This window comes from Vibrio sp. 1401 (assembly GCF_033340295.1).
The window spans coordinates 67,666-81,577 of record NZ_JAWOWF010000021.1 but is presented as its reverse complement, the minus strand read 5'-3'; the positions used below and the strand labels follow the sequence as shown (position 1 = coordinate 81,577).

Annotated in this window: 13 protein-coding genes; 6 read left to right on the top strand and 7 right to left on the bottom strand. The window is 46.4% G+C overall.

Annotation, left to right across the window (positions count from 1 at the left end):
• Positions 1-43: 43 nt before the first annotated feature.
• From hemG to R7Z77_RS12705, 3 genes are read right to left on the bottom strand one after another with little or no spacing between them, the layout of a single operon-like run.
• Positions 44-571 carry a menaquinone-dependent protoporphyrinogen IX dehydrogenase gene (hemG, locus tag R7Z77_RS12715; protein ID WP_054577148.1) on the bottom strand — a complete coding sequence of 176 codons (528 nt, stop codon included), beginning with the start codon at positions 569-571 and terminating at the stop codon, positions 44-46.
• A gap of 9 nt (positions 572-580) precedes the next feature.
• Positions 581-2,038 carry a TrkH family potassium uptake protein gene (locus R7Z77_RS12710; protein ID WP_005378893.1) on the bottom strand — a complete coding sequence of 486 codons (1,458 nt, stop codon included), beginning with the start codon at positions 2,036-2,038 and terminating at the stop codon, positions 581-583.
• A gap of 46 nt (positions 2,039-2,084) precedes the next feature.
• Complete coding sequence (locus R7Z77_RS12705) at positions 2,085-2,708, bottom strand: YigZ family protein (RefSeq protein WP_318136691.1); 624 nt, start codon at positions 2,706-2,708, stop codon at positions 2,085-2,087.
• A gap of 261 nt (positions 2,709-2,969) precedes the next feature.
• On the opposite strand from R7Z77_RS12705, the gene fadB reads away from it, so the two are divergent.
• The 3 genes from fadB to R7Z77_RS12690 all read left to right on the top strand — a co-directional run bounded on the left by fadB (position 2,970) and on the right by R7Z77_RS12690 (position 7,562).
• On the top strand, positions 2,970-5,141 hold the full coding sequence (gene fadB, locus R7Z77_RS12700; protein WP_064353498.1) for a fatty acid oxidation complex subunit alpha FadB: 2,172 nt from the start codon (positions 2,970-2,972) through the stop codon (positions 5,139-5,141).
• 14 nt (positions 5,142-5,155) lie between these two features.
• A complete protein-coding gene (gene fadA / locus R7Z77_RS12695; RefSeq protein ID WP_006743176.1) occupies positions 5,156-6,331 on the top strand; it encodes an acetyl-CoA C-acyltransferase FadA in 1,176 nt (391 codons plus the stop codon).
• 250 nt (positions 6,332-6,581) lie between these two features.
• Positions 6,582-7,562 carry an MDR family oxidoreductase gene (locus R7Z77_RS12690; RefSeq protein ID WP_213967865.1) on the top strand — a complete coding sequence of 327 codons (981 nt, stop codon included), beginning with the start codon at positions 6,582-6,584 and terminating at the stop codon, positions 7,560-7,562.
• Between the two features lie 52 nt (positions 7,563-7,614).
• Here R7Z77_RS12690 and R7Z77_RS12685 read toward each other — a convergent pair whose 3' ends face one another.
• Together R7Z77_RS12685 and R7Z77_RS12680 are read right to left on the bottom strand one after the other, a co-directional pair.
• On the bottom strand, positions 7,615-8,559 hold the full coding sequence (locus R7Z77_RS12685; RefSeq protein WP_017821924.1) for a LysR family transcriptional regulator: 945 nt from the start codon (positions 8,557-8,559) through the stop codon (positions 7,615-7,617).
• Between the two features lie 168 nt (positions 8,560-8,727).
• Entirely contained in the window at positions 8,728-8,910 is a 183-nt protein-coding gene (locus R7Z77_RS12680; RefSeq protein ID WP_005378880.1) for a hypothetical protein, read from the bottom strand.
• 133 nt (positions 8,911-9,043) lie between these two features.
• Here R7Z77_RS12680 and tusA point away from each other — a divergent pair, with 133 nt between their 5' ends.
• A complete protein-coding gene (gene tusA / locus R7Z77_RS12675) occupies positions 9,044-9,292 on the top strand; it encodes a sulfurtransferase TusA (protein WP_033906598.1) in 249 nt (82 codons plus the stop codon).
• Between the two features lie 44 nt (positions 9,293-9,336).
• On the opposite strand, the gene R7Z77_RS12670 is transcribed toward tusA, so the two are convergent.
• The gene (locus R7Z77_RS12670) at positions 9,337-9,597 is read right to left on the bottom strand and encodes a hypothetical protein (RefSeq protein WP_005378878.1); all 261 of its coding nucleotides are present in this window, start codon (positions 9,595-9,597) and stop codon (positions 9,337-9,339) included.
• A gap of 160 nt (positions 9,598-9,757) precedes the next feature.
• Positions 9,758-10,312: a TMEM165/GDT1 family protein gene (locus R7Z77_RS12665; RefSeq protein WP_005378877.1), complete on the bottom strand. Its 555-nt coding sequence runs from the start codon at positions 10,310-10,312 to the stop codon at positions 9,758-9,760.
• Between the two features lie 484 nt (positions 10,313-10,796).
• Here R7Z77_RS12665 and glyQ point away from each other — a divergent pair, with 484 nt between their 5' ends.
• Both glyQ and glyS read left to right on the top strand, forming a co-directional pair.
• Positions 10,797-11,714 carry a glycine--tRNA ligase subunit alpha gene (gene glyQ / locus R7Z77_RS12660; protein ID WP_005383818.1) on the top strand — a complete coding sequence of 306 codons (918 nt, stop codon included), beginning with the start codon at positions 10,797-10,799 and terminating at the stop codon, positions 11,712-11,714.
• 13 nt (positions 11,715-11,727) lie between these two features.
• The gene (gene glyS, locus R7Z77_RS12655; RefSeq protein WP_005378875.1) at positions 11,728-13,794 is read left to right on the top strand and encodes a glycine--tRNA ligase subunit beta; all 2,067 of its coding nucleotides are present in this window, start codon (positions 11,728-11,730) and stop codon (positions 13,792-13,794) included.
• The last annotated feature ends 118 nt before the right edge of the window (positions 13,795-13,912 follow it).

Here is a 13,912-nt window from a genome sequence, read left to right as displayed (position 1 = left end):
CGGATAAATTTGCATCAAAAGCGGTCAAAAGAGCACGTTATTTCTACAGTTCTCTGAATTTATCTGCGAAAAGAGCCACTTTTTCCCAATTGGTGTACTCCACCTCTTTGGTCGTATCAGTTTCGCCACCCGTCATCGACATAATGAACCTAATCATAGTTCTGTCGAACCAGCTGTAACGTGGGTAATAAAGTGCACCAGCAAAAACACCTATTAGCGTTGGTTTCCAAGGCGACTTAATTAGGAACTTGTGAATGTAGGCACTACCTTCAGGTGTATCCTTTCCTTGGTCCTCTTTACGAGCGGTTAGGTTTACGCAGAAAAATGCCACTTTATTTTGCTCCAATTGATTGAGGTTTCGCTCAATAAACTGGTATAGCTTTTTATTAAGATGGCCATAGCGAATAGAGGCGCCTATCAATACTCTGTCGTATTGGCTGAAGTCAATCGTCTCGACATTATGTAAATCCACCAGCTCACAATCGAAGTCTGGAAGTTGTTCATCTATATAGTGGAGAATTTTTTTAGTCTGCCCTTCGCGGGAAGAGTATAGAAATAATGCTTTTGCCACGATTTCCCCTTAGCTACGCCAAAACGTCGGCGTAAGTAGAATAAGTAAGGTAAAGATTTCCAAACGACCAAACAGCATAGAAACTATCAATACCCATTTTGCTTTGTCGTTAACATCACCAAAGTGCAGCGCTACTTCTCCCAAGCCAGGACCGAGGTTGTTCAGAGTCGCAGCCACCGCCGAGAACGCACTGAGCTCATCCATTCCTGTTGCAATCAACCCCAACATACAAACCACAAATACCAATGCGTATGCGGAGAAGAAACCCCAAACCGCATCGACAACACGTTGCGGTAGGGCACTGCCACCTACTTTGATGGTGTAAACCGCGCGTGGATGGACTAAACGTTTTAGTTCACGCGCACCTTGTAAGGTAAGAAGCAGGATACGGATCACTTTCATGCCGCCGCCTGTTGAACCAGCACAACCACCTATAAAGGAAGAGAACAATAACAGCACAGGTAAGAAGAGCGGCCAATCCGCAAAACCTGTTGTCGTAAAGCCCGCTGTTGTGGATATTGATACAGTTTGGAACAGAGCCTGATCGAAAGCATCGTATGTCGATGTGTAAGAGTGATGTTTCAGTAATAATAGAAAGCAAATGATAAATAGCAGCACTTGAATAAACAAGAAGGCGCGAAACTCAGGATCTTTCCAGTAATACTTGGGATGTACGCCACCTGATGCAAATGCAGCAAAGTGCAGTGTGTAATTACATGCAGATATAAGCAGAAAAACCACCGTAATCAGGTTAATCGCGTAACTATCAAAGTATCCGATGCTGGCATCGTGGGTAGAGAAGCCACCAATGGCAATGGTGGAAAAGCTGTGACTGATGGCATCAAATGGCGTCATACCAGCTAACCAAAAAGCCGAAGCACAGGCGATAGTCAGGCTCAAATAGATGTACCAAAGCGCCTTAGCAGTTTCTGCTATGCGCGGCGTCACTTTAGTATCCTTGACTGGACCTGGGATCTCGGCGCGGTAAAGCTGCATACCACCGATGCCAAGTACTGGCAAAATCGCCACCGCTAATACGATGATTCCCATACCGCCGAACCACTGCAGTAACTGTCGATAGAATAGAATCGCTTTAGGTAACTCATCCAAACCAACAATAACGGTCGCCCCGGTCGTCGTGAGAGCAGAAAACGATTCAAAAAACGCATCTGTCACTGAGACGTTCGGATTGTCAGCAATGAGAAAGGGGATCGAGCCTGCACTGCCAAGTACTGTCCAGAATAAGACGACAATAAGAAAGCCATCTCGAGCTTTAAGCTCGTGCTTATACCTGCGGTTTGGGTACCAACAAACGGCCCCACAAAACAGCAGAACAAAAAATGTCGTGACAAAAGGCACACCAGCACCATCTCGATAGATCAGCGCAACGAGTGCTGGCGCAAGCATAGTGACACTGAAGAGTGCGAGCAGTAGCCCGACGATTCGAATAATTGAACGAAATTGCATGGATAAATTGACTAGCGAAGCTGTCCCTGTTGCTTCCTGTTTTTCATTATTGTCCGTCTAGCGGAGTGACAATTGCCTTTGCCCCGCTTTTATTGATGATTGCTTGGGTAAACGCGCTCACTTCTCGAAGCTCAATTTCCACCACTAATACGACCTGATCGCTGTATTCAGCCTCGACTTCTATCGCACCAAATTGCGGCATGATTGATTGTGCGATAGGCATAAACCCATAGTCTAACGTTAGTCTGAGCTTTGTGGTTATTTTTTTCTCAATAGTTTGAAGCAGCTTGAGCGCTTGTTGAACCCCACCCCCATACGCTTTAACCAAGCCGCCTGTACCTAACTTGATTCCACCAGAGTATCGCGTGACCACAGCCGTGATCTCCCCCACCCCAGATCCAGACAGCTGCGCCAGGATTGGTTTGCCTGCCGTCCCTGAAGGTTCTCCATCATCACTAAAGCCCCACTTCATCGAATCTTCTGGTCGACCAGCAACAAAGCCCCAACAGTTATGTCTAGCATCAGCGTGTTTAGCTTTGATTTGATCAACAAATGTTTTTGCAGCTTCGATACTTGGCGTGTGTGCCAAATAAGTAATGAAGACGCTCTTTTTAATTTCTTCTTCAAATTGAGCGGGCTCTGCTGGAATCAGATAAGGCTTGTCATTCATAGGATTATGGATTCATGTCTATTTGCCTGAAGTCTATCACGAGTGTGATTTACCCGTCGCATAAGATCTGCCACAGCGCACAATGTTAAACACTTGTTTAAAAAATGTATTGAAATTAAACAATCCACGATCCAAACTAACCTTACTGGTCAAACCAGAACAAAAATAAAACGACTTCCTCGATACCTATTTGCCGAGGTACACGGCGTCGTTGAAATAGGTATACAGACAATCCACGATTGTATGTCATGGAGATAGACAATGATTTACCAAGCCGAAACCCTACAGGTAAAGGAAATACAAGATGGTATTGCAGAGCTAAGCTTCTGCTCTCCAAAATCCGTCAACAAACTCGACCTAGCGACATTAGAATCGCTAGATAAAGCTCTTGATGCGCTCATTGCCCATCAAGGCCTCAAGGGGTTGTTGCTCACTTCAGATAAAGACGCATTCATTGTAGGCGCAGACATTACCGAGTTTTTAGGTCTGTTTGCTAAAACGGATGCCGAGCTCGACCAATGGCTGCAATTTGCTAATAGCATCTTTAACAAATTAGAAGACTTACCCGTTCCGACCATCTCAGTGATCAAAGGCCACGCTCTTGGTGGCGGTTGTGAATGTGTGCTAGCAACAGACATGCGTATTGGTGACAAAACCACCAGCATCGGCCTACCAGAAACGAAACTGGGAATCATGCCTGGCTTTGGTGGTTGTGTACGCTTACCTCGCGTTATTGGCGCAGACAGCGCAATGGAAATCATCACCCAAGGTAAAGCATGCCGAGCTGATGAAGCATTGAAAATTGGCTTACTCGATGCAGTTGTAGAGACTGATGCTTTATACGAATCAGCACTACAAACTCTTGACTCTGCAATTAACGAGAAACTTGACTGGCAAGCACGCCGAGCACAGAAAACATCTCCGCTAACGCTGAGTAAGCTTGAATCAATGATGAGCTTCACCATGGCGAAGGGTCTGGTGGCACAAAAAGCAGGCCCTCACTACCCTGCCCCAATGACAGCCGTTATCACGATTGAAGAAGGTGCTCGCTTTGCACGTAATGAAGCGTTAGACATTGAACGTAAGCACTTCGTGAAATTGGCTAAATCGGAAGAAGCAAAATCACTCGTTGGCCTATTCCTTAATGATCAATACATCAAAGGCATTGCGAAAAAAGCAGCGAAGTCAGCAAGTAAAGACACGCAACGTGCAGCCGTGTTAGGTGCAGGTATCATGGGTGGCGGCATTGCTTACCAATCAGCGCTAAAAGGTGTGCCTGTCTTAATGAAAGACATCGCGCAAGCGTCGCTCGACCTAGGCATGACTGAAGCATCTAAGCTGCTGAATAAACGCTTATCTCGCGGTCGCATTGATGGCTTTAAGATGGCGGGTATTTTAGCGTCAATCACACCGAGCCTACATTACGCAGGTATTGAAAACTCTGATGTGATTGTTGAAGCTGTCGTTGAAAACCCGAAAGTAAAAGCAGCAGTTTTAAGTGAAGTTGAATCCCATGTCGGTGACGACACCGTTATCACCTCAAACACCTCGACGATTCCTATCAACCTATTGGCAAAATCACTAAAACGCCCAGAAAACTTCTGTGGTATGCACTTCTTCAACCCAGTGCATCGTATGCCTCTTGTTGAGATCATCCGTGGTGAGCACACCTCTGATGAAACCATCAACCGTGTTGTGGCGTATGCTGCGAAAATGGGCAAATCACCAATTGTCGTTAATGACTGCCCAGGGTTCTTCGTTAACCGCGTATTGTTCCCATACTTTGGCGGTTTCAGCATGCTACTTCGTGATGGTGCTGACTTTACGAAAATCGACAAAGTCATGGAGCGTAAGTTTGGCTGGCCGATGGGACCGGCGTACTTGCTTGACGTAGTCGGCATTGATACCGCGCACCACGCACAAGCTGTGATGGCTGACGGTTTCCCTGAGCGTATGGGTAAACAAGGTCGTGATGCGATTGATGCACTGTTCGAAGCAGACAAATATGGTCAGAAAAATGGTAATGGCTTCTACAGCTACACCATAGATAAAAAAGGTAAGCCGAAGAAAACCTTCTCCGAAGCGATCTTACCGGTACTTGCTGACGTTTGTGCCGATAAGCAGGACTTTGACGATCAGACCATCATTCAACGTATGATGATTCCAATGATTAACGAAGTGGTGCTGTGCCTACAAGAAGGCATCATCGCGACTCCGCAGGAAGCAGATATGGCATTGGTTTATGGTCTTGGTTTCCCTCCATTCCGCGGTGGCGTATTCCGCTATCTAGACAGCGTGGGTATTGCTGAATACGTTGAAATGGCAAAACAACACGCCGAGCTAGGTGCGATGTACCAAGTACCGCAAATGCTGATTGATATGGCGGCGAAAGGTGAAAGCTTTTACGGTGCACAACAGCAAGGTTCTATCTAAGGAGGGATTCTAAAATGACTAATCAAACAAGAAATGTTGTCGTAGTCGATTGTCTACGTACTCCAATGGGTCGCTCTAAAGGTGGTGCTTTCCGTCATACACGAGCAGAAGATCTATCTGCGCGCCTAATGAAAGGCATTCTTGCGCGTAACCCACAAGTGAACCCAAGCGAGATTGAAGACATCTACTGGGGCTGTGTACAGCAAACACTAGAGCAAGGCTTTAACGTTGCACGTAATGCGGCGCTGCTTGCTGGTCTGCCGATTGAAATTGGCGCCGTGACGGTGAACCGCTTGTGTGGCTCATCAATGCAAGCGCTTCACGACGGTACACGTGCCATCATGACTGGCGATGCTGAAATCTGCCTAATTGGTGGTGTTGAGCACATGGGGCATGTGCCAATGAACCACGGTGTAGACTTTCACCCAGGTATGTCAAAGAACGTAGCAAAAGCTGCGGGCATGATGGGCTTAACGGCTGAAATGCTTGGTAAATTACATGGTATTAGCCGTGAGCAACAAGACGAGTTTGCCGCTCGCTCTCACGCTCGTGCGCACGCAGCAACCGTAGAGGGTCGTTTTAAAAACGAAATTCTACCAATTGAAGGCCACGCAGCAGACGGCACACTGTTCACTCTGGATTACGACGAAGTGATTCGCCCTGAAACATCCGTTGAAGGTCTATCTCAACTTCGCCCAGTGTTCGACCCTGCAAACGGTACAGTAACAGCCGGTACATCATCGGCTCTGTCCGATGGTGCATCAGCGATGTTGATCATGAGTGAAGAGAAAGCTAATGAACTTGGCTTGAAGATTCGTGCACGTATTAAAGGCATGGCCATTGCGGGCTGCGATCCTTCTATTATGGGTTACGGTCCTGTACCTGCGACGAAAAAAGCGCTCAAGCGTGCCGGTCTTTCAATTGAAGACATGGATGTGGTTGAGCTAAACGAAGCATTTGCCGCGCAGTCTCTGCCGTGTGCTAAAGACTTAGGCCTGCTTGATGTTATGGATGAGAAGGTCAACCTTAACGGTGGTGCGATAGCATTGGGTCATCCACTAGGCTGTTCTGGTTCACGTATCTCAACAACGTTGATCAACCTAATGGAAGCGAAAGACGCGAAATACGGTCTGGCCACCATGTGTATCGGTTTGGGTCAGGGCATTGCGACAGTATTTGAACGACCATAACAGTTCAAGACGTTGTTGTAGTGATCGAGCCAACAATCATAAGCAAATGAACTAGTACTAAAATTTTTAGTATTACACTTAAGGGCGACAATTGATGTCGCCCTTTGTTTTACATCAAACATGCATGAAGAGCATACATTAAATGCTCAAGTTTCATTTTATTCATAGACAAAGAAGACATACACTTAGACCAGTTAATATCTTGCTGCATGTGACCCAGAGTCATGCTACCGCACAATCGGAGAACCTTATGTTTAATGCTCTAGTTCTAAATCAAGAAGACAAACGTACTATCGCTAACATCGAGCAAATCGATGAAACACAACTGCCTGAAGGCGACGTTCTGATTGACGTTGATTACTCATCGTTAAACTACAAAGACGGTCTTGCGATCACAGGTAAAGGTAAAATCATCCGTAACTTCCCGATGGTGCCAGGTATTGACCTAGCAGGTACGGTAGTAAGCTCAGAAGACGACCGCTACCAAGCTGGTGACAAAGTTGTCCTTACTGGCTGGGGCGTGGGTGAAAACCACTGGGGTGGTATGTCTCAGCGTGCTCGTCTAAAAGCGGATTGGCTAGTACCACTACCAAAAGGTCTAGACAGCAAGAAAGCAATGATGGTTGGTACTGCTGGCTTCACTGGTATGCTGTGTGTTCAAGCACTGCTTGATGCAGGCATCAAACCTGAAAATGGCGAAATCCTAGTAACTGGCGCAAGTGGCGGTGTAGGCTCAGTCGCAGTAACGCTTCTAGCACAGCTTGGCTACAAAGTTGCTGTAGTGACAGGTCGTGTAGAGAAAAACGGCCCGCTACTTGAAAAACTAGGTGCTAGCCGCATCATCGACCGTACTGAATTTGAAGAACCAGCACGTCCGCTTGAAAAACAAGTATGGGCAGGTGCGGTTGATACTGTAGGCAGCAAAGTACTAGCAAAAGTATTGGCGCAAATGGATTACAACAGTGCAGTTGCAGCTTGTGGTCTTGCAGGTGGTTTTGATCTACCAACCACAGTGATGCCGTTCATCCTACGTAATGTTCGCCTACAAGGTGTGGACTCAGTAATGTGCCCAACAAAGAAACGTATCGCTGCATGGGAAAAGCTGGTCGAGCTACTACCAGACAGCTACTTCGAGCAAGCGTGTACTGAAGTTGCTCTTGCTGAAGCACCGAAATATGCAGAAGACATCACCAACGGTCAAGTAACGGGTCGTGTGGTTATCAAGCTATAAACACTGACTCAGTGTAAACAGACGAAGAGCCGGCATTGCTGGCTCTTTTTTGTTAGCAGTTCAGTCCCATATCTTCGATACGTTTAGCTATCAGACGGCTACACTCTTCACGCACAATCGTTCTTAACCATTCTTGAGCGGGAGAATGCTCGCAACGCGCATGCCAAATCATCGAGTATTCAAACGGCGTGAATTGGAATGGTAACGGTTTCACCACCAAGTCATAACGCTCGGCAACCAGATACGCCAAGTCCGCTGGCACTGTGATGATAATTGGCAAGGTATCCATGATCGCCAATGCGGCTTCTAAATGATAAGCCCGCAGAACCATTTTACGCTTAGGTTTCTCCATCAAAGCTTGTTCGATCAGTGCCTTAACACCATCACTGATGGCGATCATGGCATGTGGATGACTCAGATAATCATCCAAGCTCATTTCTTTATTCGCTAATGGATGCTGTTTTGAAAGCATACACAGCACCCCCACTCGCCCCAACACTTCACTGCGTAGAGGCTCCACCGGGCCTGTCGGGCGACAAATCGCTAAGTCTGCACCTTCATAAGTGAGCTGATCTGATAAACGGTCGTGTTGCAGTGGTAAGAAGTTGAAAGACACATTTGGTGCTTCTTGGTAAATTCTCGGCAAAGCGAACGGTAATATCGTTTGCATGGCATAATCGGTGGTCACGATGTTGAAAGTCTGTACGCATTGCAATGGGTCAAACTCAACCGGAGATAACAACTGACGTAAAGACTCTAATGGCTCGCCCAATGAGCGATCGATCTCTAACGCTTTCTGAGTTGGGATCAAATGCTGTCCCTGACGAGTAAACAGCGGGTCTCCCAATAAGTCGCGTAGACGACCAAGTACACGACTCATTGCCGATTGACTCAAGTTCAGACGTGTTGCCGCCTTACTGACACTGTTTTCTTCTATCAGTACTCGCAACGCAACCAGTAAATTTAAATCTCGGCGATAGATATCTTCCAGTTCCACGAATTAGCCACTTATTTTGTATGTGTTTGGGTAAATTGTACTCTTTAGGCAAAAAAAATCCCGCCTTTCAGCGGGGAAGCCCAAGAAAAATGGGGATAGTGTCGGAATGAAGTGTCGGTAAAAAATAGGTGAGCGTTATTAAAAGCATTCTGATCCAAGCAAGAAGCGCTAATTTTCTTGCTCAGATGCGCCAGACCATCTGCGCATCTCGATCCAAATCCCAATAATAGTGGCAACCATGCCTACGAGAGGCGTCAAAGAGGTGTCAGCTGGCGTCCTAAGTACCAATGCACAGAACGAGATAAAACACAGCACTGAGTAAATCGTAAGTCTGTCTAACGCTGTTAACATTGCCTCTCCCTTGCCAGTTGTTACCAAATTGTTAATTTAAGGTAAAACAAAAAATTCGGTTTGCCAAGTGGTTATTGAATATTTTTTCAACGAAAGTAAAATTCAACGCTCAGTTAGTTACGAGAATCACACTATGAGCTTTAATCCTGAACTGGCAAACAAGACATTAGAGGCGCAAGGACTGCGCTGCCCAGAGCCAGTGATGATGGTCAGGAAGACAATTCGCAACATGCAAGATGGTGAGATTTTGCTGGTCAAAGCAGACGATCCATCCACGACTCGAGACATTCCGAGTTTCTGCCGCTTTATGGACCACCAATTAGTTGCGGCACAAACGGAGCAAGTTCCGTATCAGTACCTGATCAAGAAAGGATTGGAATAATCTGGTCGAACTAAAAACGGCAGCCAATATTGGCTGCCGTTTGTTTATTCGTCGTATTCGAGTGTGCGAACTTCTGATTGGAGCTTGTTAAGTTGTTTCTTCATTGCCCGCATCTCTTCATGCATAGGAATGATGTGAGCGACACGAATCCACGCTTCTACTGTCAATCCAGTAAGGACGAACGATCCTGCTACAATCGGTAACCACATATCAGTTAGCACCATCGCTAGTAAACACAGCGCTAAACCAAAAGTGAATAAATAACTCTGACTCTTCGGGGACATCCCCATGTAACGTGTAAGCATAAACTTGCCCTCTCGCTATCATTCACACCATTAAACTACCATGACAAGTATGACACTTATATGTCATCCGTCACGCAACGGAACGATTTAGAGTCAGAGTTTGAACTCGCGCAGCACGCCACTAATGATTGATAACTCACATCATTTCACGTGCAAAAAATCAGAACAGTGCAGCCCCTATTGCCAGAGCAATAAACAAAAATGCGGTGATTTTACGGATCAGCCCTAAAGGCATCTTGTCGGCCGACAATTTACCAATCAGGACCACAGGTACATTCGCCAGCAGCATACCGATTGTGGTACCGATAATCACCAAACTTAACGCATCCGCGTATTGCGCCCCTAAGATGGAAGTGGCGATCTGAGTTTTATCGCCTATCTCCGCAACGAAGAACGCGATAAAGCTGGCAATAAATGGGCCTCGATTAGAAATCTGCTCGTCATCATCCAGTTTGTCCGGGATCAGAACCCAAGCCGCCATCGCGACAAAACTGACCACCAGCACCCACTTTAAAATCTCAGGTGATAGATAGTCTGCGACAACCACACCTAACCATGCAGCCAAAGCGTGGTTGGCAATAGTTGCCAAAAAGATTGCTGCAATAATTGGGATTGGTTTTCGGTAACGACTTGCGAGTAATAGAGATAGCAATTGGGTCTTATCGCCAATTTCTGCTAACGCTACAGTAGTAATTGAAATAGCTAAAACGCTCACGACATGCTCATTGGGGCAGGGATTATTATTTTTAACCGAAGACAAACCTCACGCCCCTACCCCGGTTCGTGATGATTTGTCTAAGGTCTTGCTAAACTTGAAAGGCTTCAAGTCTCGAACGCCATGGTGATTTTGCACCAATTATGTTGACGGACGAACCAGATGAAACAGAAACTTCATCAGGTAAGCTACTCCCCAAAGACAGGCGCAATTCTAGCCACCTTTGTTGCGCTTCTCAAGAGCCAAAGCAGGCAAAAACTCCCTTTTAGGAAAAATACAGCAGATAACGCGGTAAAAATTCATTAAAGGAGAAAATCGCCCACGAATTAATCAAGATTAGCTCTACTCCCATGCTCAATATCTGGTTATACTAGATTGTTAATTTATTCAACCGTAATTACTCTTTATCGCCGTTGTTAGAGTTGAAAAACTCGGCATAGATGACGAATTAACGAGTAACAAGAGAATCGCGCGAACCTGACTTATGCAAAAATACGATATCAAAACCTTCCAGGGAATGATCCTCGCGCTGCAGGATTATTGGGCTCAAAATGGTTGTACCATTGTTCAACCGCTAGATATGGAAGTGGGTGCGGGTACCTCTCACCCAATGACCTGTCTACGAGCGCTTGGCCCAGAGCCAATGTCGACAGCTTACGTACAACCTTCACGTCGTCCTACTGATGGCCGTTACGGTGAAAACCCTAACCGTCTTCAGCACTACTACCAATTCCAAGTAGCGCTAAAACCATCGCCTGACAATATTCAAGAGTTGTACCTTGGCTCCCTTGAAGTTCTTGGTATTGACCCTCTTGTACACGACATCCGTTTCGTAGAAGACAACTGGGAAAACCCAACACTAGGCGCATGGGGTCTGGGCTGGGAAGTTTGGCTAAACGGCATGGAAGTGACCCAGTTTACTTACTTCCAGCAAGTTGGTGGTCTTGAGTGTAAACCAGTAACTGGTGAAATCACTTACGGTATCGAACGTCTAGCAATGTACATCCAAGAAGTAGACTCTGTTTACGACCTAGTTTGGAACATCGCACCAGACGGCAGCAAAGTGACTTACGGCGATATCTTCCACCAAAACGAAGTAGAGCAATCAACTTACAACTTCGAGCACGCAGACGTTGAATTCCTATTTGGTTTCTTCGAACAGTGTGAAAAAGAGTGTAAAGAACTACTTGAGCTTGAAAAGCCACTGCCACTGCCTGCTTACGAACGCATTCTAAAAGCTGGCCACGCATTCAACCTACTAGATGCGCGTAAAGCGATCTCAGTAACTGAACGCCAACGTTACATCCTACGCATCCGCAACCTGACGAAAGCAGTTGCAGAAGCATACTACGCATCGCGTGAAGCTCTAGGCTTCCCAATGTGTAAGAAAGAACAAGCGTAAGGGGTAGAGTAACATGGCAAAAGAATTTCTAATCGAGCTAGGTACAGAAGAGCTACCACCAACGCAACTTCGCACTCTAGCTGAAGCATTCGCAGCAAACTTCGAAGCAGAACTAAAAGGCGCTGAGCTTGCTCACGAGGGCGTGAAATGGTTCGCGGCACCTCGTCGTCTTGCACTTAAAGTCGCAGCACTAGCAGACAGCCAGTCTGACAAAGTTGTTGAAAAGCGTGGCCCTGCGGTTTCTGCAGCGTTTGACGCGGAAGGCAACCCAACAAAAGCAGCTCAAGGCTGGGCACGCGGTTGTGGCATCACGGTTGACCAAGCAGAACGCATGGTTACAGACAAAGGTGAATGGCTACTGTTCAAACAAGAAGTGAAAGGTCAGCCAACGTCTGAGATCGTAGTTGAACTTGCAGCGAAAGCACTAGCAAACCTACCTATCGCAAAACCAATGCGCTGGGGTAACAAAACGACTCAATTTATCCGTCCAGTTAAGACGCTAACCATGCTAATGGGCAGCGATCTAATCGAAGGCGAGATCCTTGGTGTCGCTTCAGACCGCACTATCCGTGGTCACCGCTTCATGGGTGAGCAAGAGTTCACTATCGATTCTGCTGAACAATACCCTGCGATCCTAGAAGAGCGCGGTAAAGTAATGGCAGATTACGAAGCGCGTAAAGCAATCATCCTCGCTGACGCACAAAAAGCGGCAGCAGCGGTTGGCGGTATCGCTGACCTAGAAGATGACCTAGTAGAAGAAGTAACGTCTCTGGTTGAATGGCCAGTGGTACTAACAGCGAAGTTTGAAGAAGAGTTCCTAAAAGTGCCTTCTGAAGCGTTGGTATACACCATGAAAGGTGATCAAAAATACTTCCCTGTTTACGATGAAAACAAGAAGCTACTACCTAACTTCATCTTCGTATCGAACATCGAATCAAAAGAGCCTCGTTACGTAATCGAAGGTAACGAGAAAGTAGTTCGCCCTCGTCTTGCTGACGCAGAGTTCTTCTTCAACACAGACCGTAAGCGTCCGCTTATCGACCGTCTGCCAGAACTAGAACAAGCGATCTTCCAAAAGCAACTGGGTACGATCAAAGACAAAACAGACCGCATCACTGAACTTGCTGGCTACATTGCTGAGCAAATCGGTGCTGACGTTGAGAAATCAAAGCGTGCTGGTCTACTAGCAAAATGTGACCTAATGACCTCAATGGTATTCGAATTCACGGATACTCAAGGTGTTATGGGTATGCACTATGCTCGCCACGACGGTGAAGCAGAAGAAGTTGCAGTCGCACTGAACGAGCAATACATGCCTCGTTTCGCAGGTGATGAACTGCCATCTAACGGTGTTTCAACTGCAGTTGCAATGGCAGACAAGCTAGACACTATCGTAGGTATCTTCGGTATTGGTCAAGCGCCTAAAGGCAGCGACCCATTCGCACTACGCCGCGCATCTCTAGGTGTACTACGTATCATCGTTGAATACGGCTACAACCTAGATCTTGTTGACCTAGTAGCGAAAGCGAAGTCACTGTTTGGCGATCGCCTAACCAACGACAACGTTGAGCAAGACGTTATCGAGTTCATGCTTGGTCGTTTCCGTGCTTGGTACCAAGACGAAGGCTTCAGCGTAGACATCATTCAAGCAGTTCTAGCGCGTCGCCCGACGAAACCAGCAGACTTCGACCAACGAGTTAAAGCGGTTTCTCACTTCCGTGAACTAGAAGCAGCAGAGTCTCTAGCAGCAGCGAACAAACGTGTAGGTAATATCCTAGCGAAATTCGACGGCGAACTAGCAGCAGACATCGACCTAGCACTTCTACAAGAAGACGCAGAGAAAGCACTAGCAGAAAGCGTTGAAGTAATGACTGAAGCGCTAGAGCCAGCATTTGCTACAGGTAACTACCAAGAAGCCCTAAGCAAGCTAGCTGACCTACGTGAACCAGTTGATGCGTTCTTTGATAACGTAATGGTAATGGCAGACGACGAAGCACTTAAGAAGAACCGTCTGACACTACTGAACAACCTGCGTAACCTGTTCCTACAGATCGCAGACATTTCTTTGCTTCAAAAGTAATTCATTACTCTTCGAAGTGATTAAGAAATAAGTAAAAGGGAAGCAGATGCTTCCCTTTTTTGTTGCCTTCAAACCGATGAAGGTGACGCTTATTATTCATTTTGTGAACAAGACTAAA